The following is a 22,394-nucleotide window of genomic DNA, read 5'->3' on the forward strand; positions in this document are numbered from 1 at the left end:
CCTAAAAGCGCCGCCCTTGCAATCCGGCATTTTGCCAGCAAGTAAGTCGGCTAATAAATTGAAAAAAACAAAATGTCAGCGGCAAACTCTGGAAATCGTGTTGCCGACCGCTTCCATCCGGCACGTCCTTTCAAATATCGGCACATCGGGCTGGCTCCTGGGCGGGGCCGGCCGGTCGAGTTCGCGATAGATTTGCTGCTGCTGCTGGTACTGCTGCCGCTGCAACCTGTTCTGCAACTGCTGCAGCTCATTCTGCTGCACCAATGCGTTGCGATTCGTCGGGATGACGATCTGCGCATAAGACGGCGCAATCAGACAAACCGAGGCCGCCAGCACTGTGCCTGCAAGAACAGACAGACTGTGACGAAGCATCCGCGCGGCTCCCATACAAAAAACCATGCATTTCATATAATGCGGGCAGCCAATAGCGCCATGGGTAACCGCGAAACGTGATGCGGCTCACCGAAGCCGGGCGATTGGCTATGCCGCGACGCCGGCGCTGGAGATCGGGGCCGACATCCCGGTCAGCGCCATCGCCAGTTCCCGCCTCTGCGGAAAGGCCGGCGTCGAGTTCTCCACCAAGCAGTGGGAGATCGAGGGGCGTTTCGCCGCCGCCGAGAATCTGCCCGGCAATCCGGCATTGCACTTGACGGAAGCCATCGATTCGCCCCTCTATCGGGTCGGCGCCGGGCTGGAGCTCGAGGGCGTCAACGGCGTCGGGTTGGCTGTCAGGTACGACGACGCCTTTGGGCAAACGATCAAGCAGAATGCGGTCAGCGCGTCTCTGAAGGTCAGCTTCCAGCTGACGCGGGCGGCGGCTAAGAAGGGATCTCATGAGGACGAAATACGCGTATCTCGCGGCGATGCTGGCAGCTGCCTGCATTGCCGGTTTGCCGGCAGCGGGAGTTGCCGCGCAAAATAAGGCCGACAAGGTGGCGCCCGCGGCCGCTCAGTCAGGCGACGCAGCGGCCAAGCCGCAGCTGCCGGGCGGCGCCTCGGCGCTGTCGGAGACGCATGGCGACTGGACGGTAAACTGCCAGGTCACCGGCACCAACAAGGTCTGCAGCCTGTCGCATCAGCAGTTCAACAAGCAGAGCGGCCAGCGGCTGCTGGCGATCGAATTGGCGACCAAGACCGGTCAGGACGCCGCCGGCACGCTGGCGCTGCCCTTCGGGCTCGCCTTGGCCAACGGGATCTCGTTCGAAATCGACGACAAGAAGCTGGACGGCACGTTGCAGTTCAACACCTGCCAGGCGGTAGGTTGCCTGGTACCGGTGACGTTCGACGCCAATATCTCGCCGTTGCTGCAGAACGGCACCACGCTGAAGGTCAACGCCACGGCGGCCGACACTGCGCAGCCGATCTCCTTCACCATCTCGCTCAATGGCTTCGGCAGCGCGCTGGCGCGGACGGCGGACCTGTCGGCGGACTAGGTTGTCGAAGACCGGCCGGCTGAACGCTTCGTCATCCACGGGCGGAGCAAGGAGCGAAGCGACGCGCGCAGACCCGAGGATCCATTCCGTGACATAGGAGCGCTGCTCACGGTGCAGAATTCTGCGCCGCTGCGCTCTACAATCCAGGTAACGGAATGGATCCCAGGGTCTCCGCGACGCCGCTTCGCGGCTGCTCCGCCCAGGGATGACGAAGTTGGAAGGTTTCGGCCAACCAGCACGGCTTGCCTCAGCTACTCAACCTTGCGCAAACGGTATCCCACGCCCGTCTCGGTGATGATGTAGCGCGGCTGGTCCGGTGTCTTCTCGATCTTCTGCCTCAGCTGGCGCACATAGACCCTGAGATACTGGACGTCGGTCGAGTCGTTCCAGATCTGCTTCATCAGGAACTGATGGGTCAGCACCTTGCCGGCATATTGCACGAGCATGCGCAGGATATCGTATTCCTTGGGCGACAGTTTCACTTCCTTCCTCGACCGTGACGATGCGCTTCACAAGGTCGACCGAAAAGGATAAAAGAATTCGAACAAAAAGGGAACGAAGAAAAATGCTCGACATCGCACCATCGCAACAGGCGGCAACCTGGCTCGGCTCATTCGGCCGGGCGCTCGAGGCCGGCGATATCGAGGCGGCGACGAACCTCTTTGCGCAGGATTGCTACTGGCGCGATCTCTTGACCTTCACCTGGAATATCAAGACCATGGAGGGGCAGGCGGCGATCCGCGAAATGCTCAAGGCCACGCTCCACTTGGCGCAGCCCTCGCACTGGCGGCTGTCCGGAGAGCCCAGCGTCGACGACGGCACCGTCGAGGCCTGGTTCACATTCGAGACGGCGGTGGCGCGCGGCGAGGGGATCCTGCGGCTCAAGGACGGCCGCTGCCGCACGCTGTTCACGGCGATGAGCGAACTCAAGGGGTTCGAGGAACGGAAGGGGCCGGCGCGGCCACTCGGCATCCGCCACAAGGCCGACCCGAACCGCGAGACCTGGGCGGAAGCACGGGCACGCGAGGCGCGCGATCTCGGCGTGCATGAGCAGCCCTATTGCCTGGTGATCGGCGGCGGGCAGGGCGGCATCATGCTCGGCGCCCGGCTGCGCCAGCTCGGCGTCCCTACGCTGATCATCGAGAAGAACGCGCGCGCCGGCGATTCCTGGCGCAACCGATACCGCTCGCTCGTGCTGCACGATCCCGTCTGGTACGATCATCTGCCCTACATTCCGTTCCCGGAAAACTGGCCGGTCTTCACGCCCAAGGACAAGATGGGCGACTGGCTGGAGATGTATACCCGCGTCATGGAGCTGAACTACTGGGTCGCCACCAAATGCATCAGCGCCGCCTATGACGAGGCCGAAAAAGTCTGGACCGTGGTGGTCGACCGCGTCGGCCAGCGCATCACGCTGAAGCCGAAGCATATCGTCTTCGCTACCGGCGCCTACGGCCCGCCGCGGCAGATCGAGCTGCCGGGCGCCGACAGCTTCAAGGGCGAGCTTCTGCATTCCAGCCAATATTCCACCGGCGAGAAGTTTCGCGGCAAGCGCGTGGCGGTGATCGGTGCTGCAAGCTCAGGCCACGATGTCAGCCTCGATCTGTGGGAAGCGGGCGCCAAGGTCACCATGGTGCAGCGCTCGCCGACGACGGTGGTGAAGTCCGACACGCTGATGGATATCGGCTTCGAGATCTTCTCGGAAAAGGCGCTGGCGCGCGGCATCACCACCGACAAGGCCGACATGATCGTCGCCTCAACGCCCTTCGCGCTGGTGCCGAAGGGCCAGCGGGCGCTTTATGATGTGATCCGGGCGCGCGATGCGGATTTCTACCAGCGCCTCAGCAACAGCGGCTTCGCCATCGACTTCGGCGAGGACGAGACAGGACTGTTGATGAAAGCCTATCGGACAGGCTCGGGCTATTACATCGATGTCGGCGCTTGCGAGTTGATCCTGAACGGCGAGATCCAGGTGAAAAGCGGCGCAGGCATCAAGTCGCTGACGCCGGACGGCATCCTGTTCGAGGACGGCAGCGAACTCGCCGCCGACGCAATCGTCTGCTGCACCGGCTATCAGTCGATGAACGAGACAGTTGCGGGAATCGTCTCGCGCGAGGTCGCCGACAAGGTAGGTCCGTGCTGGGGCCTCGGCTCCGGCGTGAAGGGCGATCCGGGTCCTTGGCAGGGCGAATTGCGCAACATGTGGAAGCCGACGGCGCAGGAAGCGCTATGGTTCCACGGCGGCAATCTGGCGCTGTCGAGGTTCTACTCGAAATATGTGGCGCTGCAGCTCAAGGCGCGCATGGAGGGGATAGCGACGCCGGTGTATGGGGAGCCGAGTAATGCGCGATCCTAGCTTCGTCATTCTAGGGCGGAGCAAGGAGCGAAGCGACGCGGCGCAGACCCTAGAATCCATGCCGTGATCTTCGTGACGTGCGCAAGCGGACAGGAGGCGATTCTTCGCCGGGCGTCTCGAGCCCCATTCTGCACCGCTGCATTCTTCGGTGACAGTCACGGCATGGATTCTAGGGTCTGCGCTCCGCTTCGCGTCGCTCCACCCTAGAATGACGACGATGAGGGGCCAAAATGCCTCGCCGCCACATCCACATGCGTATGTTGCGCATGGGCCTCGAAGCGCTCCGTCTCGTTGTCGTCGGGCGATTCGTTCGGCCACCATTTGCCGCCGATCACGATGCCGTTGGAGACCAGCCGCTGATCCGCGACCAGTGACGTCCCGACCGCGTCAACGAAAGTGAAGCGGCCGGGCTGCAGCTTCAACACGGCGACGTCGCCGGTGCCGCCGACCTTCAGCGTGCCGAGTTCCGGCCTTGCGATCGCCTCCGCCGGCCGCTGCGTCGCCGCGCGCAGCACCTCGACCAACGGCATGCCGAGCGCCATGAGCTTCGACATGCAGACCAATATGTCGAAGGCCGGACCGTCGACGCAGTAGAGATGCACGTCGCTGGAGATGACGTCGGGCGCGATGCCCTCGGCAAGCATCGCCTTCGCCACCTCGAAGTCGAAAGAACCCATGCCGTGGCCGATGTCGAAGATGACGCCGCGCTCGCGCGCCAGCCGCATGTCCGGCCGCACCGCTCCGGAGGCAAAGACCGGCGCGTTGGGGAAAGGCCGGAAGCAATGGGTGAGAATGTCGCCGCGGCGCAGCCTGGGCAGCACTTCCGAGCGGCCGGGCGGCGGCTCGTCGATATGCGCCATCAGCGGCAGGCCGGCCTTGTCGGCGGCTTCGAGCGCGAGGTCGACAGGCGCGATGCCGCTCGAGCCGCCGGCATGCTTGCCGGAACGGACCTTGACGCCGACGACGACATCGGCGTGCTCGCGCACCGCAGCCACCGTCTCGCGCGGCTCGCAAAGCCTGAGATCGCCGCATTCGCCGACGGATACGGTTTTGGCGAAGCCAAATATGCCGGCAAAGGAGATGTTGACGTAAGCGAGGATGCGGACCTTCGAGCGCTCGATGACATGGCGGCGGAAGCCGAGGAAATTGCCGGCGCCGGCGCTGCCGGCATCGACGAAAGTGGTGGTGCCGCTCTTGGCGGCGAGCCGGTCGGCGTCGACGCCGAGCGAGGTGCCGCCCCAATAGACGTGGCTGTGCAGGTCGATCAGGCCGGGTGTGACGATGCAATCCCTGGCATCGACGACTTCACTCGCCGCCTCGGCATTGATGGCGGCGTCGATCGCGGTGACGCGGCCATCGGCAATGGCAACATCGCGTGGCGCGTCCAGGCCCGATGCGGGATCGATGAGGCGCCCGCCCTTGATCAGGAGATCGAACTGCATCGGTGCCATCGCTTTGTTTGTTCGTTTCACGCAATTCCGGACGGAAGGTACGGCGAAGTCGCCGAACTAACCGCTAAGCACTTTTCCTGGAATTGTTTCAAGCGATCCGAGCGGGCGATCAGACCGGCCGATAGGCGACGGCTTCGACTTCGATCTTGATGTCGATCATCAGGCGCGATTCGACCGTGGTCCGCGCTGGCGGATCCTTCGGGAAATGTTTTGCATAGACGGTGTTGAATGTGCCGAAATCGCGCGCGTCCTCCAGCCAGACGGTGGTCTTCACCACATCGTCCATGGTGCAGCCGGCGAGCGCCAGGGCCGCTTTGACGTTCTGCAGCACCTGCTCGGCCTGCTCGGCGATGCCGCCCTTGATCACGAGCCCGTCGCTGCCCACCGGCACTTGACCGGAAATATAGACGAAATCGCCGGCGCGGACGGCGGGCGAGAGCGGAACGTGGGATTTCCCAAAGCACTGCTTGGACAAGGGGAGCCTCCTTCAATCGACGACGGGAACCGGGGTTACATAGCCGTCTACGCCTGTCGGCACGATCCTCCTAGAGCCAATGTCGGAAAGCAACATTCTTTCGAAATCCATGTTGCTTTATTACAGAAGCCTGAGCATCTTGCGCTCGACGCGGCTTGAAATCGGCCGCGCATATGAGGGAGATCGGCATGACCTTCGACAAGAATCCGTTTCCGGAAGGCGATGCCGACCGCCACGCGCTGTGGGAAATGCTGGTGCGGCGCGATATCGACGCCTTCCTCGGTCAGGACTGGTCGATGGTCGAGGACGATTTCATCGCGGAAAGCTTCTTCGGCATGCATGCGCATTTCCTTGCCAATGCAGATGCCTGGCGGCTGCAGTTCCCCCGGCTGGAGGTCTATCGCGACGAATGGCTGCGGCAGGCCAAGGAAACCGCGGCGACGAAATTCGCCGAGCCACTGCGCGAAGCGCTGTTTCGCGTCACCAACATGCGCGACATCGACGTCGACGGCCACCGCGCGGTGCTGCACAAGAAGTTCGACGGCTCGGTCGCCAAGGCCGACGGCGGCGTCGACCGGCTCAAATGGCAGACGCTCTACTTCTGCCGCAAGGTGGGCGGACGCTGGAAGATTGCCGGCTTTGTCGGCTATATGCCGCATCCGCTGGGCAGCTAGGCGGGGCCTGTCGGACAGCCTGCGTTGGCAAAATCGTTCCATTGTGGAGTTTAGCCGAAGCGCCAGTTGGTCGTCATTCTAGGGCGAAGCAAGGAGCGAAGCGACGCGCGCAGACCCTGGAATCCATTCCCTGACGACTGTCGAAGAGCGGGATGGTTCCAGAATATCATCGCAACGGCGCAATCCCGAGTGAAGTCTGCACCGCTGCGACACTTCGAAGTCGCGGAATGGATCCTCGGGTCTGCGCGCGTCGCTTCGCTCCTTGCTCCGCCCGTGGATGACGACGTTAGGGAGGCTTCAGCCGACGAGCTCGCTAGGACAGAAGCGGCAACCGCTCATCGGGCGAGCGGTGGTCGAACACGACGCCCATGGTCTTACCAACGGCGGCCATGACGATCAGTTCGATGAGATGGTCGTCACTGTCCTGGCAAGCCGGGTCGGATCGGCGTATGGCGTCGAGCATCGCCCGGGTCGAGACGGTATCGCCGGCGCGAAATTTCGAAAGAGCAGATGAAACAAGGTCTTGCACCGTCCGATCTATGACGGGCACTTCCGCAGCGACGTTCATCGGCCTCCTCCTGCCATGAACCCTCCCGCAAAAGATGATACGCCAACGGTTGGAATGTGCCAGCAAAATGGTGGTCCGACCAGTGGGGCTGGCGACAGCCTGCCCTTGATTCAAGCCTAGATGTGGACACCTGCTGGCTAGCGGCAGCGTAAGCTCGACGCACCGCGCTCGGGTTGATAAGCCCGTCGCGCGCAGGGAGACGATCCGAGTCGAAATATGACCGTTGCAATCGAGATGGGGCAGACGAGCGCAGGCGCGTCGGCGGCCCTCGACCTTGAGGAGTTGCTGGCGACCCGCCTGCTGGTGCAGGGCAATTCGGGCTCGGGAAAGTCGCATCTGCTGCGCCGTCTTCTGGAGCAGAGCGCGCCCTGGGTGCAGCAGACCATCATCGACCCGGAAGGCGACTTCGTGTCTCTGGGTGAACGCTTTGGCCATCTGGTGATCGACGCGGAGGAACATACCGAGCGCGGCCTGCAGGCGGCTGGCGAGCGGGCGCGCATCCACCGCGTCTCGACGGTGCTCAACCTCGAAGGGCTCGATGCCGAGAACCAGATGCGGCGGGCCGCGGCCTTCCTCGGCGGGCTGTTCGAGGTCGCGCGCGACCATTGGTACCCAATGCTCGTGGTCGTCGACGAGGCGCAGCTCTTCGCGCCCGCCGCCGCCGGCGAGGTTTCGGACGAGGCACGCAAGCTCTCGCTGGGCGCCATGACCAATCTGATGTGCCGCGGCCGCAAGCGCGGGCTTGCCGGCATCATCGCCACGCAGCGGCTGGCGAAGCTCGCCAAGAACGTCGCGGCGGAAGCCTCCAACTTCCTGATGGGCCGGACCTTCCTCGACATCGATATGGCGCGCGCCGCCGACCTGCTCGGCATGGAACGGCGTCAGGCCGAAGCTTTTCGCGACCTGGAGCGCGGGCATTTCATGGCGCTCGGTCCTGCCTTGTCGCGCCGTCCGCTCGGCGTGCGCATCGGCCAGACCGAAACCAGTCCGCGCAACGGTACGCCGCGGCTGATGCCGATGCCGGGAGCCGCGCTCGAAGATGCGCGCGCGATCATTCTTGCCGCGCCGCCGCCGGAGACGGTCAGGCCGATGCGCCGGCCTTCGCCCGACCTGCTCGACCAATTGATGGCGGCCAAGGCCGCGCCGCTGGACATTCGCCCCGAGCCGATGGAACCGCAGCCAAGCGCCGAGGACCTAGCAGAGCGGCGCGAGCGGATGGACCGCATACTGCGCGCCATCCTGGCGGAGCCGGATGCGGGGTTCCGCGTCATCGGCGTGCTCTACCAGGAGTTCGTGGTCCGCTGCCGCATCGAGGGCCTCGCTTCGGTCGTGCCCGACCTTTCGGAGTTCCGCCGCATGCTGACGCGCGCCCGCGCCGGCGTCGGCTCCGACATGGCCGAGGACGACGCTTGGCGCGACGTTTCCGTGCGCGCCTCGCTGCTGCCCGAAGACATGCAGGGCGTGTTCATGATGATCGCGCGCGCCGCCAAGGAAGGCTGGCCCTGCCCGAGCGACGCGGCGATCGCGCGGGCTTACGGTTCGCATTCGCTGCGCCGCGCGCGCCGGCTGCTCGATTATATCGAGGAGCAGGGCCTCATCGTCTGCCAGGTCGACGGCGCCGGCCGGCGCACGGTGACGCTGGTCGAGCTCGCCTGGGCGACGGCGCCAGGTGATCCGAATGCCTTGGAGCAGGATAGCCTGGGGGTGTGATTACGGCTGCAGCTCGATTGTGCGGATATAGCGAAGCGGCGCACGATGGGACGCCGATAATGTCCCCGGCCCGTAACAGCAACGCAGAGTTGGGCGTGGTAGCGTCGCAGCCCGCGCCTGAAAGCGGCCGGGAACAATCGCAGTCGATTGCCGCATTGCACAATTCCGCCCGGCCTGCACAATAGGCGCATGTCCGCCGGTTCGTTGACCATCCTTGTTATCGACGAGAACCGCATCCGTGCCTCGATCATCGAGGCCGGATTGCGGGACGCCGGCCATCGCCATGTCACGGTCGTCCATGACGTCGCCGGCATCGCCCGGCGCATCGCCGAGATCGAGCCGGACGTCATCGTCATCGATCTGGAAAATCCCAACCGCGACATGCTGGAGAACATGTTCCAGCTGTCGCGCGTGGTGAAGCGGCCGATCGCGATGTTCGTCGACCGCTCCGACCAGGCCTCGATCGAAGCAGCCGTCGATGCCGGCGTATCCGCCTATGTGGTCGACGGGCTGAAGAAGGAACGCATCAAGCCGATCCTCGACATGGCGATCAGTCGCTTCAATGCTTTCTCGCGCATGGCGCGCGAATTGGAGGAGGCGCGCAGCGAGCTCGAGAACCGCAAGGTCATCGACCGGGCCAAGGGCATATTGATGAAGTCGCGGGGCTTAAGCGAGGAGGCGGCCTATGCGCTGCTGCGCAAGACGGCCATGAACCAGAACCGCAAGATCGCCGACATCGCCCAGAGCCTGGTGACGGCGGCGGGATTGCTGGGACCGCTGGAGGGCGAATGAGCATGTCGGCAGCGCATCAGATCACCGCCGGCTTCATGCCGCTCTTCGACAGCGCCGTCCTGGTCGCAGCCGGCGAGATGGGCTTTGCCGCGCGCGAGGGCATCGAGCTCAAGCTGCATCGCGAGACCTCCTGGGCCAATATCCGCGACCGCATCGCCATCGGCCACTTCGATGTCGCCCATATGCTCGGGCCGATGCCGCTCGCCTGCAGCCTCGGCCTCACGCCGCTTGCTTCCGAGACCATCGTGCCGTTCTCGCTCGGGCTCGGCGGCAACTGCGTCACTGTTTCCAATGCGGTGTGGCAAGGCATGGCGGCGCATGGCACAGCACCTGACCTCGATCCGGCGCGCGCCGGAGCAGCGCTCGGCGCACTGATCCGCGAGCGGGCGGCCGCCGGCCGCGAACCGCTGCGTTTCGCCGTCGTGCATCCGCATTCCGGGCACAATTATGAGCTGCGCTACTGGCTCGCCGCCTGCGGCGTCGATCCCGACCGCGATATCGAGATCGTCATCGTGCCGCCGCCCTTCATGGCCGATGCATTGGCCGCCGGCCGCATCGACGGCTATTGCGTCGGCGAGCCCTGGAACAGCGCCGCCGTCGCGGCAGGCACCGGCCACATCGTCACCGTGAAGGCGCTGCTGTGGCGCAACAGCCCGGAAAAGGTGATCGGGGTGCGCAAGATGTGGGCCGAAGAGAACCCGGACGCGCTGGCGGCGCTGCTGAGGGCGCTGCATCACTCCGCCCGCTGGTGCCAGGATCCGGCACACCGCGGCGAACTGGCGGCGCTGATGGCGAGGCCCGACTTCCTCGGCCAGCCGGAGGCGATCCAGATGCCGGCCCTGACCGGGCAGCTTCAACTTGGCGGGGGCGCGGCACGGCGCGTGGAGGATTTCTTCCTGCCCTTCGACAAGGCGGCCAACTTTCCCTGGAAGAGTCATGCGCTCTGGTTCTACACGCAGATGGTGCGTTGGGGGCAGTTGCCGCATACGCCGCAAAACCTCGCCATCGCCCGCGACTGCTATCGGCCCGATCTCTACCGCGCGGCGTTGAGGCCGCTTGGCGTCGCCTTGCCAGGCGCCAATGCCAAGGTGGAGGGCGCGCTGAGGATGGCAACGCCGGTCGGCTCAGCGGGCGCAAGCCTGGTCCTTGGCCCCGACGGATTTTTCGACGGCCAGATCTTCGATCCGGACCGGATAGACGCCTATATTGCCGGCCAGCGGCGCGCCTGATCATTTGCGCGCCATTCTTGTGCATTGCACAAAATTTATGCGCAATGCCTGTGCCATTGATCAATGTTTGACCGCGTCGCCGCTCGGCCCGGTCGAAGGTCAAAACTCCCACTGCATTGATTTTCCTTGAAATTCAGCTTTCGAGCGAAACTGGCACGCTTCGTGCTTTGGAATAATCGAGCCCGTTCGCGGGCAATGGAACAGGCGTCCAATGGCGGGCGCCACAGGCAAAGCTGCCGCTCAGGTCAATGCGCGATCCCGGATGTACGGACGCGCGAGGCCTGGACGGCGGCTTTTTTCGTTTTGGACCGGAGACGACGATGACCAAACGGATCGCAACGACATTGCTCAAGGATTTCACCCGTCGCGATTTCCTGGCGAGCAGCGCGCTGACCGCGGCTCTCTTCACTGCCGCGCTCCTGCTCTTTCCCGCCAATCACCAAACCGAAGGCAAAAGCCCGCAAGTGAGTGTGCAAGTCCCGGCCTCGCCGCACTGACCGATGCCACGCCTCTGATCAACACAACGCGCGGTGCCTCCCACGCCGCAAACCGGAGCCGACCATGACTGCAAACCTCCCAGCCTCGCCCAGCCAGGATAATGCTCCCAGGCAGGCGCTCGTGATGTCCACCATCGCCTTCACCGTGTGCTTTGCGGTGTGGACGATCTTTTCCATCATCGGCGTGCGTATCAAGCAGGAGCTCGGCCTGAACGAGACCGAGTTCGGCCTGCTCGTCGGCACGCCGATCCTGACGGGCTCGCTCGTGCGCATGGTGCTCGGTGTCTGGACAGACCGCTATGGCGGACGCCTGGTCTATACAGCGACCATGCTCGCCGCGGCGATCGCGACCTTCCTGCTCGCTTTCGCCCACACCTACGGTCAGATGCTGCTTGCCGCTCTCGGCGTCGGCCTTGCCGGCGGCTCCTTTGCCGTCGGCGTCGCCTATGTCTCGCGTTTCTTCCCGGCCGGAAAACAAGGCACTGCGCTCGGCATTTTCGGCGTCGGCAATGTCGGCGCCGCTGTCACCAAGTTCCTGGCGCCCTTCGTGCTGCTCGCCTGGGGCTGGCAGTCGGTGGCGTTGATCTGGGCCGCGGCGCTGGTCGTCATGGCCGCCATCTTCTGGTTCACCACCGGCGACGATCCGGTCATCCGCGAGCGCCGCGCCGGCAAGGCTGCGCCCGCAAGAAGCTTCTGGCAGGAATTCGCGCCGCTGAAGAACCTGCGGGTCTGGCGCTTCGCCTTCTACTATTTCTTCTCCTTCGGCGCGTTCGTGGCGCTGTCGCTCTGGCTGCCGCGCTACCTGATCGGCGTCTACGGTTTCGGCATCGCCACCGCCGGCATGATCGGCGCCGCCTATTCGATCCCCGCCAGCATCTTCCGCGCCTATGGCGGCGTGCTTTCCGACCGCATCGGCGCCCGCACCGTGCTCTACTGGACCTTCAGCGTCTGTGCCGTCGCGACCCTCGTTCTGTCTCTCCCCTCGGCAGACTATGTCGTGCGCGGCATCAGCGGGCCGATCCCCTTCCATTTCGAGATCGGCCCGCTCGCCTTCATCGCCGTCGCCTGCGTGCTCGGCTTCTTCATGAGCCTCGGCAAGGCGGCTGTCTACAAGCACATCCCCGCCTATTATCCGCAGAGCGTAGGCGCGGTCGGCGGCGTCGTCGGCATGATCGGCGGGCTCGGCGGCTTCATCCTGCCGATCGCCTTCGGCGCGCTGAACGATCTCACCGGGGTCTGGTCGAGCTGCTTCATGCTGCTCTTCCTCATCGTCGTCTCCTGCCTGGTCTGGATGCACGTCACCATCCGCCGGATGGAGCGCGCCGCCGCCGTCAACAACGCATCTCTTTCCTACGCCGCCGAATAGATCGGAGCAGAGCGACATGACCGAGAAACTCGTCATCATCGGCAACGGCATGGCGCCGGGCAGGATGCTCGAGCACCTGCTGGAGGCCGCGCCCGACCGCTACGCCGTCACCATCTTCAACGCCGAGCCGCGCGTGAACTACGACCGCATCATGCTGTCGCCGGTGCTTTCGGGTGAGAAGGCGTTCGAGGAGATCGTCATCCATGGCGATGGCTGGTACATCAAGCACGGCATCACCCTCTACAAGGGCCACCGGATCGTCGCCATCGACAGGGAGGCCAAGACCGTCACCTCGGACCACGGCGTCACCGAGAGCTACGACAGGCTGGTCATCGCCACCGGCTCGGTCCCCTTCATCATTCCGGTTCCGGGCAAGGACTTGCCCGGCGTGCTCAGCTATCGCGATCTCGACGACGTCAACGCCATGCTGCTTGCCGCGCAGTCGCGCGCCAAGGCGGTCGTCATCGGCGGCGGCCTGCTCGGCCTCGAAGCCGCGGCCGGCCTGAAAGAGCGCGGCATGGACGTCACCGTGCTGCACGTCATGCCCACGCTGATGGAGCGCCAGCTCGATCCCGCCGCCGGCTACCTTTTGCAGAAAGCCGTCGAGGCGCGCGGCATCAAGGTCGTGACCAAGGCCAACACCAAGGCCATTGTCGGCAACGGCAAGGTCGAGGGTGTCGAGCTTATGGACGGCACGATCATTCCGGCGACGCTGGTGGTGATGGCGGTCGGCATCCGGCCGAGCACCGCTTTAGCCAAGGAGGCTGGGCTCGAGGTCAATCGCGGCATCGTCGTCGACGACCGCATGCGGACTTCCGACCCCGCCATCATGGCGCTCGGCGAATGCGCCGAGGTCGGCGGCCATGTCTACGGGCTGGTCGCGCCTCTCTACGAGATGGCACGGGTGGCGGCAGCCAAACTGACGGACAGTGAGGACAGGCGCTTCGTCCACTCCGACACGCCGACCAAGCTCAAGGTCACCGGCATCGACCTTTATTCGCTGGGCGACTTCGCCGACGGCGACGACCGCGAGGAGATCATCCTGCGCGACGCCTCCGCCGGCATCTACAAGCGCGTCGTGCTGCAGGACAACCGCATCATCGGCACCGTCTTGTTCGGCGAGACGGCCGACGGCGCCTGGTTCAACGACCTCAAAAAGAAGGCGACCGACATATCGGAGATGCGCGACACGCTGATCTTCGGCCAGGCGTTCCAGGGAGGCGTTTCCTCGGACCCTTTGGCGGCCGTTGCGGCACTGGCGGATGATGCGGAAATCTGCGGCTGCAACGGCGTCTGCAAGGGCAAGATCACCGGCGCGATCACGGCCAAGGGGCTGACCGGCCTCGACGACGTGCGCGCCCACACCAAGGCCTCGGCCTCGTGCGGCTCGTGCACGGGTCTCGTCGAGCAGCTGCTGAAGCTCACGCTGGGCGAGGCCTACAATCCGGCAGCGGTGCAGCCCATGTGCGGCTGCACGAGCCTTGGCCATGACGACGTGCGGCGCCTGATCAAGGCAAAGGGCCTGAAGACGATCCCCGCCGTCATGCAGGAGCTGGAGTGGAAGACCTCCTGCGGCTGCGCAAAATGCCGGCCGGCGCTCAACTACTATCTCGTCTGCGATTGGCCGGACCAATATGCCGACGACTACCAGTCGCGCTTCATCAACGAGCGCGTGCACGCCAACATCCAGAAGGACGGCACCTATTCGGTCGTGCCGCGCATGTGGGGCGGGGTGACCAGCGCCGGCGAATTGCGCGCCATCGCCGACGTGGTCGACAAGTTCGATATCCCGATGGTCAAGGTGACGGGCGGCCAGCGCATCGACATGCTTGGCATCCGCAAGGAAGACCTGCCGGCGGTATGGGCCGATCTCGGCAAGGCGGGCTTCGTCTCCGGACATGCTTATGCCAAGGGCCTGCGCACGGTGAAGACCTGCGTCGGCTCGGACTGGTGCCGTTTCGGCACGCAGGATTCGACCGGGCTCGGCATCCGCATCGAGAAGTTCATGTGGGGTTCCTGGACGCCGGCCAAGGTGAAGATGGCGGTGTCGGGATGCCCGCGCAACTGCGCGGAAGCGACCTGCAAGGATGTCGGCGTGGTGTGCGTCGACTCTGGCTACGAGATCCACTTCGCGGGCGCTGCCGGCCTCGACATCAAGGGCACGGAAGTGCTGGGGCTGGTGAAGACCGAGGACGAGGCGCTGGAGGCGATCGTGGCGCTCGTCCAGATGTACCGCGAGCAGGCCCGCTATCTGGAGCGCATCTACAAATGGGCCAAGCGGATCGGCACCGCCGAGATCAAGAAGCAGATCCTGGACGATGCCGAGCGCCGCAGGACGCTCTTCGACCGCTTCGTCTTCAGCCAAAAATTCGCGCAGGTCGATCCGTGGTCGGAGCGCGTCTCCGGCAAGGACAAGCATGAGTTCAGGCCGATGGCGTCGGTCGGGTTCGCGGAGGCGGCGGAGTGACCAATATGAACTGGATCGCCATCGGCTCCATCACCGATATTCCGCCGCGCGGCGCGCGTTGCGTGGCGACACCGCAAGGCAAGGTCGCCGTCTTTCGCACGGCAGACGACAAGGTGTTTGCCATCGACGACCACTGCCCGCACAAGGGCGGGCCGCTCAGCCAGGGCATCGTCCATGGCGCTGCCGTGACTTGCCCGCTGCACAATTGGGTGATTTCGCTGGAGACAGGCAAGGCGCTTGGCGCCGACGAAGGTTCGGTCCGGACTATACCGGTCAAGGTCGAGGGCGAACGGTTGTTCATCGCGCTCGAAGCGCTGGCCTCGAAAGCGGCCTGAGGCATGCAAGAGGCACGCGAGGTGAGGACCACCTGCCCCTATTGCGGGGTGGGCTGCGGCGTGCTCGCCGAGGTCGCCGCGGACGGCACGACGACCGTCCGCGGCGACCCCGATCATCCGGCCAATTTCGGCAAGCTCTGCTCGAAGGGTTCGGCTCTCGGCGAGACGCTCGGCCTCGAAGGCCGCTTGCTGCAGCCGGAAATCGGCGGCAGGCCGGCGAGCTGGGACGAAGCGCTCGACCTTGTGGCCGCGAAATTCTCGCAGGCTGTAGCCGAGCACGGCCCGGACTCTGTCGCCTTCTATGTCTCCGGCCAGTTGCTCACCGAGGACTATTACGTCGCCAACAAGCTGATGAAGGGCTTCATCGGCTCGGCCAATATCGACACCAATTCACGGCTCTGCATGGCGTCGTCCGTCGCCGGTCATCGCCGCGCTTTCGGCGAGGACCTCGTTCCCGGTGTCTATGAGGATTTCGAGTGCGCCGACCTCATCGTGCTCACCGGCTCCAACACCGCATGGTGCCATCCGGTGCTCTATCAGCGCATGCTCGCGGCGCGAAAGGAACGCGGAACCAGGATCGTCGTCATCGACCCGCGCCGCACCGCAACCGCCGACGAATGCGACCTGCATCTGGCGCTCGATCCGGGCACGGATGTGCTGCTGTTCAACGGGCTGCTTGCGCATCTCATGCAGGCCGGAAAGATCGATGCCGATTTCATCCGCGAGAGTACCTCGGGCCTTGATGCCGCAGCTTCCTTGGCCGGTGCCGATGCGCCGTCGGTCGCGCGCGTGGCAAAGGGCTGCGGGCTGGCGGCAGCCGACGTCCAGGCCTTCTATGATCTCTTCGTCGAGACCGAGCGAGCGGTGACCGTCTACAGCCAAGGCGTCAACCAGTCGGCGCACGGGACCGACAAGGTCAACGCCATAATCAACTGCCATCTCGCCACCGGCCGCATCGGCAGGCCCGGCATGGGGCCGTTCTCGGTCACCGGGCAGCCGAACGCCATGGGTGGGCGCGAGGTCGGAGGGCTGGCCAACCAGCTCGCCGCGCACATGGATTTCGGGGACGAGGCCAATATCGACCGGGTTTCCCGCTTCTGGAATGCGCCAAACGCCGCGCGGCGCGGCGGCTTGAAAGCCGTGGACATGTTCCAGGCGGTCGCGGACGGCCGCGTCAAGGCCTTGTGGGTCATGGGCACCAATCCCGCAGTCTCGATGCCCGACGCTTCGCCTGTGCGCGCTGCGTTGTCCAAATGCGATTTCGTCGCCGTCTCGGATGTGACCCGCACCGACACCACGCGCTATGCCGACGTGCTGCTGCCGGCCGCCGCCTGGGGTGAGAAGGACGGTACGGTCACCAATTCGGAACGGCGCCTCTCGCGCCAGCGGCCGTTCCTGCCGCCGCCCGGCGAGGCGAAAGCCGACTGGCGTATCATCTGCGAGGTCGCCGCGCGCATGGGCTTTGGCGAGGCCTTCGCCTACCGGACGCCGGCCGCGATCTTCCGCGAGCATGCAGCGCTCTCCGCCTTCGAGAACGACGGCAAGCGTCTGTTCGACCTTGGCGGTGTGGCTGATCTCAGCGATGAAGATTATTCCGCCTTCGCGCCGCGCCATTGGCCCGCGTCGGAGCGATACGAGCAGCAGACGAGACTTTTCTCCGATGGCCGTTTCCCGACACAAGACGGCCGCGCGCGTTTCGTGCCGGTGCGGCAGGAGGCGACGGCCTTCACGGTCGACGCGGACTATCCGCTTGCCTTGAACACCGGCCGGCTGCGCGACCAGTGGCACACCATGACGCGCACCGGAAACGTGCCGCGTTTGATGGCGAACGCGCCGGAGCCCGCAGTCGACCTCCATCCGGCGGACGCGGCGGCGCATCAGCTCAAGGATGGCGACCTCGCTCATCTTTCAACCCGCTTCGGCTTCGTCCGCGCCAGGGTGCGCGTGGCCGACGCACAGCGGCGCGGCCAAGCCTTCATGCCCATGCATTGGAGCGGTCAGTTCGCGGCCAGGGCAGCAGCCGGCCTCTTGTCCTCGCCGGTCACCGATCCGCATTCCGGCCAGCCGGAGCTCAAGCATGTTCCAATGAGAATCGTGCGGGAAGACACTGGATGGGCGGGTGTGCTCATCACGCGGCGCGATCTCAGGCCGACCGGTTTCGTCCATTGGAGCCGGCATGCTGTCGAGGGCGGATGGGTTTACGAGCTCACCGGAACCGAGCCGCCGGACCAGGGCATTCTCCTGGCGCGCAAGCTGCTCGGCGCGCGGCGACGGGATCAGCTCCTGGAATACACCGACCGTCGCGGGCTCGCCTATCGCGCCGCCGCCATCGACGAAGGCGGCGCCATGGCCGAAGCCCTGCTGGTCGCCGCTCCGGACCAGTTGCCCATGCGCGACTGGCTGGTGTCGTTGCTCGCCACGCGCCAGCCGCTCTCGGCTACAGACAGGCACGCGCTTCTGTCCGGTCGCTCGCCGGTGCCCATGCCTGCGATCGGGCGCGTCGTGTGCGCCTGCTTCCATGTCGGCGCCAACCAGCTCGCTTCGGCGGTCGCCGCGGGATGCGACAGCCTCGAAGCGATCGGCTCGACGCTGCGCGCGGGCACCAATTGCGGCTCATGCCGCTCGGAGATCAGGGCGATCATCGACGCCCGCCGTGTGCAGGCTGCCGAGTAACCCATGCGTGTCGCCGTCGCCGGCATCGAAACGTTCTACTCCGGGTCTTTCTGCACTGGTCCCGCATAAGGCTACAGCGCGGTTTTGGCTCAGACGCCCGCGATCGCCAAGAGCCATGCCAGAATGTCGAGCAACAGAAAGAGCAGCGCGATCTGCAGAGCCACCCGCAGGCGCTGGATGATTCGCCAGTTGGCGGCCATGTCCGCCTTGATGCGAAGAGCAAGGGCGCGGTGCATCGCCGACATAGATGCCGGCCCGTCGCCATCGACATATTGATGCAGCAGTTCTTCCGGATCGAAGCGGAATGAGTATTGGTGGTAAGGCCAAAGCATGAAGACGATGAGCCCGCCGATGCTGAACAGCAGCGACACCGCAATCCATTCCCAAAGCCCGAGCCCGTCGGAAAGGGCCGCGCCGCCGAGCAGCGAATTCGCGAATGCTGTGGCGAAGATCAGGCTCCCGGCGCGGGTGCTCATGTTCTCCACCACGGTCTGCTGATGGGTGAGACCTCTCACCGCCTCCTGGTAGATGAACGCAAGACGAGGGTCATCGTCGGCGGGACTGTTTGCAGCAGCACGCGAACGCTCGGCCATAAGGGGTGCCTCTCCGATGCGACAGGGATGAGCCGCTTATTTTGTGCATGTCGTTGCCGCAAAACCGCTGCACACTTTTGCGCGACATGCCTTAGCTCAAATACTACCGATCCTCGATGATCCTCAAATACGCCGCCGTCACGAACAGCACGATGAAACCGAACAGGATGCGGCGGCCGCCTTCGGGCATCTGCAGGATGGTGAGCAGCGTCGTCAGCACCGTCAGGATCAGCGCGCCGACGATGGTGCCGGTGTAGCCGCCGCGGCCGCCGAAGATCGAGGTGCCGCCGATGACGGCCGCCGCCACCGAAGGCAGCACCAGCGGCTCGGCGAGCGACAGCGAGGGCGCCTTGATCAGGCCGATATAGAGCAGGCCGGTGATGCCGGCGAGCAGGCTGGAGAGGACATAGAGCGCGGTGATCACCTGCCAGTAGCGGACGCCTGACAGGCGCGCGGCGCGTTCGTTGTCGCCGACGGCATAGAGCAGGCGGCCGAATCCGGTGCGGTTCAGCATGAAGACGATCAGCACCGCCACCGGCACGAACAGGAAGAGCGCGTTGGGAAAGCCGTAGGTGAGGCCGGTGCCCAACCAGTTGAGGAAATCCGGGATTTTCGCGCCGGACGCGATGACGGTGCGCTGGTAGACCTGCAGGAAGCCGGTGCCGATCAGGCTGGTGCCGAGCGTCATGATCAGCGGATGCACCCGAAACACGCCGACGCCGATGCCGTTGACGAAGCCGATCAGCACGGCGGGCAGCATGGCCAGCAGGAAAGCCACCGCGGGATCCTGGTTGACGATTTGCGTCGCCATGATGAAGGCGCTCATCGTCGCCACGGTGCCGACCGAAAGGTCGATGCCGCCGGTCAGCATGGTCATGGTCTGGCAGCCGGCGAGGATCGCCAGCGGGATGGCGAATTTCGCCGTGTTGGCGATCCAGCGCTCGTTGACGATGCCCGGACGCAGGACCTGCAGGATCGCCACGAGGATGATCAAAAGGATGATCAGCGGGATGAGCGGCCGGTCCGCCATGAAGCGCTTCAAGCGGCGCCCGAACGAGACCGGCTGGGGCATGGTCGCGATGTCGGTCATGGCGTTGCTCCTACCGGACGGCCGCGGATGGTGATGAAGGCGCCGAACATCACGACCGCGACCATGATCGCGCCTTCGATGATGGCGGTCACGTTCGGATCGATGGCCAGAAGCGTCAGATCGGTGCGCACCAGCCGCAGCACGAAGACGGCGATGATCGGCCCGAGCAGGCCGCCCTTGCCGCCGCCGAGCGCGACGCCGCCCAGCACGACGGCGGCGACGCTGGCGAGCAGATAAGGCCCGGGAATGGGCGCGCCGATGCCGGTGCTGATGGTGAGAGACAATCCGCCCATCGCGGCGAACAGGCCGGAGAGCGCATAGGCGACGATCCTGGTGCGCGCCACCGGCACGCCGCTGCGAAAGGCGGCGAGCTCATCGCTGCCGATGGCATAGATGGAGAGGCCAAGCCGCGAGCGCCTGAGCGGAATCCACACGATGCAGAGGCAGACGACGAGCAGCACCAGGGCTTTCGGCACCCAGGCGTCGGCCCAGTCCGGCAGGCCGGGGATGGGCGCGGTGCCGATGACGCTGGCCTTCAGCCACTCGGCGGCGGCGCCGCCGGGAGCACCAAGCACCAGCAGCGCCGCGCCCTGCAGCACGAACAGCATGGCCAAGGTGACGACGATGTCGGGCACGCGCGTGACGACGATAAGCACGCCGTTCAGCGCGCCGAGCACCAGCCCCATGGCCAGCACGAAGGGCACGACGAACAATGCATATTCCTCGCTGGCGCCGTTCATCATCGAGGCGGCGGTCACGCTGGTCAGCGCCATCATGGCGGCGACCGACAGATCGATGCCGCCGGCGATGACGACGACGGTCTGGGCCGCGACGGCAAAGGCGTAAGGCAGAACCGCCCGCGCCAGCGAACCGAAGTCGCCGCTGCCATAGCCCGGCTGGATCAGCTTGGTGACGACGAAGACAAAGATCAGCAGAGCGAACAGGCCTGCCACCCAGCCTTGGTTTCGCAAGAAGCGGCTCATGACGCGGCCTCGGCGCTGGAACCGGGTTTGACCTCGGCAAGGATGCCGACATCCGCCCTGGCGCCGCGCGGCAGGCCGTAGGCGGCCCGCATCAATGCCGCTTCGTCGGCGTCTTCGACCGGGAAAGTGTCGACGACGCGGCCGCCGAAGATGACGATGACGCGGTCGCAGACACGCTGCACCTCTTCCATCTCGGACGTGTAGAACAGCACCGACTTACCCTGGCCGGCGAGCTCGCGCAGCAGCTTGTATATCTCCTGCTTGGTGCCGACATCGATGCCGCGCGTCGCGTCGAAGCAAAGGATAGTGCGGGCGTTGGCGGCGATCCAGCGAGCGATGGTCACCTTCTGCTGGTTGCCGCCGGACAGGCGCTGCACTTCGCCCTGGGCGCGGGTATCGATCTGCAACCTGCCGATGGCGCCGGAAACCACCACCTGCTCGCGGCGCATGCGGATCGGGCCCCATTTGCGCGGCGCCGCGCTGAAGGGCAGCGCGATGTTCTCGCGCACCGAACGCTGCATGGCCAAGGCCTCGGCGCGGTCGCCCGGCACATAGGCGATGCCGGCCTGGATGGCGTCGCTCGGATGCGAGAATTTGACCGGCGCGCCGTCGACGCCGATGCTGCCGCCGGTCGGACGGATCGAGCCGGCAAGCGCAGCGAAGAGCTCGTCCTGGCCCTGACCTTCGAGCGCAAAGACGCCGGCGACCTCGCCATTGGCGAGATCGAAGGAGACGTCGTTGAGCTTGGTGCCTAGCTGCAGGTTGCGGACCGACAATCGCGGACGCCCGTCGCCGGCAACCGCCCCTTCATTCGCCGCGCGCGCGGCGGCGCGCGTCTTCTCGATGCGGGTGCCGAGCATCATCTCGACTATTCTTTCCTCGATGCCCGGCTCGATGTCGACAACGCCGACGGTTGCGCCATCGCGCAGCACGGTGGCGCGGTCGCAGAGCGCGGAGATCTCGACGAAACGGTGCGAGATGAAGATGACGGAACGGCCGGCGTCGCCCTGGCGGCGCACGACTTCCAGCACTTTCTCAGCGAGGTTCGCCGGTAGCGCCGCGGTCATCTCGTCGAGAAGAAGCACGTCGGGTTCGACGGCGAGCGCGCGCGCCAAGTCGAGCACGCGCAGGATGGCCAAGGGGATATGACGCGCCGTCTCGCGGATATCGAGGTCGGGAATGCCGAGCTCGCGCACCCAGGCGCGGAACGGCTCGACCGGCGTGCCGGTGAGCCGCAGATTGGATAGGACATCGAGGTCGGGGATCAGCGAAGGTTCCTGGTAGACCGGCAGCAGGCCGGCGCGGCGGGCGGCGGCGGGCGAGCGGACATCGAGCTGCTGGCCGCGGATCAGGATGCGCCCGGCGTCTGCCTTGATCGCCCCCGTCAGGATCTTCACCAGCGTAGACTTGCCGGCGCCGTTGGCGCCCATCAGCGCGTGCACCTCGCCCGGCAACACGGACAACGAGGCGTTGCGCAGCGCGGCAACCGCACCATAGTTCTTCGCTACGCCGGAGGCGTCGAGGAGAGGGCTTTGCGGCAACGGGTTTGTTGTCAAATGGTGTGGTTCTCGTTCCAGAAATTAATGCAGGCGGTGGCTGAAGCAACCGACTCCCCTTTTCCCTTGTGGGAGAAGGTGTGGTCGAAGGTGCGGGGTGCTCCAGCGGAGTGAGACGTTGGCGTTCCCTGGAATACCCCTCATCC

General features: G+C 65.2%; 20 protein-coding genes and 1 pseudogene. 11 read left to right on the forward strand and 10 right to left on the reverse strand.

Annotated features, from left to right (window positions below; genetic code table 11):
• Nucleotides 1-75: 75 nt before the first annotated feature.
• The gene (locus FJ423_RS28840; RefSeq protein WP_224630328.1) at nucleotides 76-372 is read right to left on the reverse strand and encodes a hypothetical protein; all 297 of its coding nucleotides are present in this window, start codon (nucleotides 370-372) and stop codon (nucleotides 76-78) included.
• Nucleotides 373-480: 108 nt separating this feature from the next.
• Nucleotides 481-660, reverse strand: a complete 180-nt coding sequence (locus FJ423_RS28845; RefSeq protein WP_140846290.1) for a hypothetical protein — start codon at nucleotides 658-660, stop codon at nucleotides 481-483.
• A 173-nt stretch (nucleotides 661-833) separates the two neighbouring features.
• Between FJ423_RS28845 and FJ423_RS28850 the strand changes: the two genes are divergently transcribed.
• Entirely contained in the window at nucleotides 834-1,433 is a 600-nt protein-coding gene (locus FJ423_RS28850; protein WP_140846291.1) for an invasion associated locus B family protein, read from the forward strand.
• Nucleotides 1,434-1,684: 251 nt separating this feature from the next.
• On the opposite strand, the pseudogene FJ423_RS28855 reads toward FJ423_RS28850, so the two are convergent.
• A pseudogene (locus FJ423_RS28855) lies at nucleotides 1,685-1,958 on the reverse strand (winged helix-turn-helix domain-containing protein); the annotation flags it as partial.
• Nucleotides 1,959-1,998: 40 nt separating this feature from the next.
• Between FJ423_RS28855 and FJ423_RS28860 the strand changes: the two are divergent.
• Nucleotides 1,999-3,789, forward strand: a complete 1,791-nt coding sequence (locus FJ423_RS28860; protein WP_140846292.1) for an NAD(P)/FAD-dependent oxidoreductase — start codon at nucleotides 1,999-2,001, stop codon at nucleotides 3,787-3,789.
• A 203-nt stretch (nucleotides 3,790-3,992) separates the two neighbouring features.
• On the opposite strand, the gene FJ423_RS28865 is transcribed toward FJ423_RS28860, so the two are convergent.
• Together FJ423_RS28865 and FJ423_RS28870 are read right to left on the reverse strand one after the other, a co-directional pair.
• Entirely contained in the window at nucleotides 3,993-5,231 is a 1,239-nt protein-coding gene (locus FJ423_RS28865; protein WP_140846293.1) for an amidohydrolase/deacetylase family metallohydrolase, read from the reverse strand.
• Between the two features lie 118 nt (nucleotides 5,232-5,349).
• Nucleotides 5,350-5,715 (reverse strand): RidA family protein, encoded by a 366-nt coding sequence (locus FJ423_RS28870; protein ID WP_140846294.1) that lies wholly within the window; start codon nucleotides 5,713-5,715, stop codon nucleotides 5,350-5,352.
• A gap of 188 nt (nucleotides 5,716-5,903) precedes the next feature.
• Here FJ423_RS28870 and FJ423_RS28875 point away from each other — a divergent pair, with 188 nt between their 5' ends.
• Nucleotides 5,904-6,389: a hypothetical protein gene (locus FJ423_RS28875; RefSeq protein ID WP_140846295.1), complete on the forward strand. Its 486-nt coding sequence runs from the start codon at nucleotides 5,904-5,906 to the stop codon at nucleotides 6,387-6,389.
• A 313-nt stretch (nucleotides 6,390-6,702) separates the two neighbouring features.
• Here FJ423_RS28875 and FJ423_RS28880 read toward each other — a convergent pair whose 3' ends face one another.
• Nucleotides 6,703-6,957 carry a hypothetical protein gene (locus FJ423_RS28880; protein WP_140846296.1) on the reverse strand — a complete coding sequence of 85 codons (255 nt, stop codon included), beginning with the start codon at nucleotides 6,955-6,957 and terminating at the stop codon, nucleotides 6,703-6,705.
• Nucleotides 6,958-7,173: 216 nt separating this feature from the next.
• Between FJ423_RS28880 and FJ423_RS28885 the strand changes: the two genes are divergently transcribed.
• The 8 genes from FJ423_RS28885 to FJ423_RS28920 all read left to right on the forward strand — a co-directional run bounded on the left by FJ423_RS28885 (nucleotide 7,174) and on the right by FJ423_RS28920 (nucleotide 18,026).
• Entirely contained in the window at nucleotides 7,174-8,667 is a 1,494-nt protein-coding gene (locus FJ423_RS28885) for an ATP-binding protein (RefSeq protein ID WP_140846297.1), read from the forward strand.
• A 189-nt stretch (nucleotides 8,668-8,856) separates the two neighbouring features.
• Nucleotides 8,857-9,459, forward strand: a complete 603-nt coding sequence (locus tag FJ423_RS28890) for an ANTAR domain-containing response regulator (protein WP_140727844.1) — start codon at nucleotides 8,857-8,859, stop codon at nucleotides 9,457-9,459.
• A 2-nt stretch (nucleotides 9,460-9,461) separates the two neighbouring features.
• Nucleotides 9,462-10,688: a CmpA/NrtA family ABC transporter substrate-binding protein gene (locus tag FJ423_RS28895; protein ID WP_181174939.1), complete on the forward strand. Its 1,227-nt coding sequence runs from the start codon at nucleotides 9,462-9,464 to the stop codon at nucleotides 10,686-10,688.
• A gap of 320 nt (nucleotides 10,689-11,008) precedes the next feature.
• Entirely contained in the window at nucleotides 11,009-11,185 is a 177-nt protein-coding gene (locus FJ423_RS28900) for a twin-arginine translocation signal domain-containing protein (RefSeq protein WP_140846299.1), read from the forward strand.
• 64 nt (nucleotides 11,186-11,249) lie between these two features.
• Nucleotides 11,250-12,551, forward strand: a complete 1,302-nt coding sequence (locus tag FJ423_RS28905) for a nitrate/nitrite transporter (protein ID WP_140846300.1) — start codon at nucleotides 11,250-11,252, stop codon at nucleotides 12,549-12,551.
• Nucleotides 12,552-12,567: 16 nt separating this feature from the next.
• Nucleotides 12,568-15,018, forward strand: coding sequence for a nitrite reductase large subunit NirB (nirB, locus tag FJ423_RS28910; RefSeq protein ID WP_140846301.1), 2,451 nt, complete (start codon nucleotides 12,568-12,570; stop codon nucleotides 15,016-15,018).
• 5 nt (nucleotides 15,019-15,023) lie between these two features.
• Nucleotides 15,024-15,353 (forward strand): nitrite reductase small subunit NirD, encoded by a 330-nt coding sequence (gene nirD / locus FJ423_RS28915; RefSeq protein ID WP_140846331.1) that lies wholly within the window; start codon nucleotides 15,024-15,026, stop codon nucleotides 15,351-15,353.
• A 3-nt stretch (nucleotides 15,354-15,356) separates the two neighbouring features.
• Complete coding sequence (locus tag FJ423_RS28920) at nucleotides 15,357-18,026, forward strand: nitrate reductase (protein ID WP_140846302.1); 2,670 nt, start codon at nucleotides 15,357-15,359, stop codon at nucleotides 18,024-18,026.
• 89 nt (nucleotides 18,027-18,115) lie between these two features.
• Here FJ423_RS28920 and FJ423_RS28925 read toward each other — a convergent pair whose 3' ends face one another.
• From FJ423_RS28925 to FJ423_RS28940, 4 genes are all read right to left on the reverse strand, one after another.
• Complete coding sequence (locus tag FJ423_RS28925; RefSeq protein WP_181164935.1) at nucleotides 18,116-18,619, reverse strand: hypothetical protein; 504 nt, start codon at nucleotides 18,617-18,619, stop codon at nucleotides 18,116-18,118.
• Nucleotides 18,620-18,722: 103 nt separating this feature from the next.
• Complete coding sequence (locus tag FJ423_RS28930; RefSeq protein WP_140846303.1) at nucleotides 18,723-19,709, reverse strand: ABC transporter permease; 987 nt, start codon at nucleotides 19,707-19,709, stop codon at nucleotides 18,723-18,725.
• On the reverse strand, nucleotides 19,706-20,692 hold the full coding sequence (locus FJ423_RS28935) for an ABC transporter permease (RefSeq protein ID WP_140846304.1): 987 nt from the start codon (nucleotides 20,690-20,692) through the stop codon (nucleotides 19,706-19,708). The genes FJ423_RS28930 and FJ423_RS28935 overlap by 4 nt, the downstream gene beginning before the upstream one ends.
• Nucleotides 20,689-22,233 (reverse strand): sugar ABC transporter ATP-binding protein, encoded by a 1,545-nt coding sequence (locus tag FJ423_RS28940; protein ID WP_140846332.1) that lies wholly within the window; start codon nucleotides 22,231-22,233, stop codon nucleotides 20,689-20,691. Before FJ423_RS28940 ends, FJ423_RS28935 begins: the two co-directional genes overlap by 4 nt.
• Nucleotides 22,234-22,394: the final 161 nt, after the last annotated feature.

The sequence above is a fragment of the Mesorhizobium sp. B2-8-9 genome, from assembly GCF_006439475.1.
In the GTDB taxonomy this organism is placed as follows: Bacteria; Pseudomonadota; Alphaproteobacteria; order Rhizobiales; family Rhizobiaceae; genus Mesorhizobium.

Coding starts and splice junctions, on each gene's coding strand:
- FJ423_RS28840 (WP_224630328.1), bottom strand. CDS start 372: ATGCTTCGTCACAGTCTGTCTGTTCTTGCAGGCACAGTGCTGGCGGCC.
- FJ423_RS28845 (WP_140846290.1), bottom strand. CDS start 660: ATGGCTTCCGTCAAGTGCAATGCCGGATTGCCGGGCAGATTCTCGGCG.
- FJ423_RS28850 (WP_140846291.1), top strand. CDS start 834: ATGAGGACGAAATACGCGTATCTCGCGGCGATGCTGGCAGCTGCCTGC.
- FJ423_RS28860 (WP_140846292.1), top strand. CDS start 1,999: ATGCTCGACATCGCACCATCGCAACAGGCGGCAACCTGGCTCGGCTCA.
- FJ423_RS28865 (WP_140846293.1), bottom strand. CDS start 5,231: ATGCAGTTCGATCTCCTGATCAAGGGCGGGCGCCTCATCGATCCCGCA.
- FJ423_RS28875 (WP_140846295.1), top strand. CDS start 5,904: ATGACCTTCGACAAGAATCCGTTTCCGGAAGGCGATGCCGACCGCCAC.
- FJ423_RS28880 (WP_140846296.1), bottom strand. CDS start 6,957: ATGAACGTCGCTGCGGAAGTGCCCGTCATAGATCGGACGGTGCAAGAC.
- FJ423_RS28885 (WP_140846297.1), top strand. CDS start 7,174: ATGACCGTTGCAATCGAGATGGGGCAGACGAGCGCAGGCGCGTCGGCG.
- FJ423_RS28890 (WP_140727844.1), top strand. CDS start 8,857: ATGTCCGCCGGTTCGTTGACCATCCTTGTTATCGACGAGAACCGCATC.
- FJ423_RS28895 (WP_181174939.1), top strand. CDS start 9,462: ATGTCGGCAGCGCATCAGATCACCGCCGGCTTCATGCCGCTCTTCGAC.
- FJ423_RS28900 (WP_140846299.1), top strand. CDS start 11,009: ATGACCAAACGGATCGCAACGACATTGCTCAAGGATTTCACCCGTCGC.
- FJ423_RS28905 (WP_140846300.1), top strand. CDS start 11,250: ATGACTGCAAACCTCCCAGCCTCGCCCAGCCAGGATAATGCTCCCAGG.
- nirB (WP_140846301.1), top strand. CDS start 12,568: ATGACCGAGAAACTCGTCATCATCGGCAACGGCATGGCGCCGGGCAGG.
- nirD (WP_140846331.1), top strand. CDS start 15,024: ATGAACTGGATCGCCATCGGCTCCATCACCGATATTCCGCCGCGCGGC.
- FJ423_RS28920 (WP_140846302.1), top strand. CDS start 15,357: ATGCAAGAGGCACGCGAGGTGAGGACCACCTGCCCCTATTGCGGGGTG.
- FJ423_RS28925 (WP_181164935.1), bottom strand. CDS start 18,619: ATGGCCGAGCGTTCGCGTGCTGCTGCAAACAGTCCCGCCGACGATGAC.
- FJ423_RS28930 (WP_140846303.1), bottom strand. CDS start 19,709: ATGACCGACATCGCGACCATGCCCCAGCCGGTCTCGTTCGGGCGCCGC.
- FJ423_RS28935 (WP_140846304.1), bottom strand. CDS start 20,692: ATGAGCCGCTTCTTGCGAAACCAAGGCTGGGTGGCAGGCCTGTTCGCT.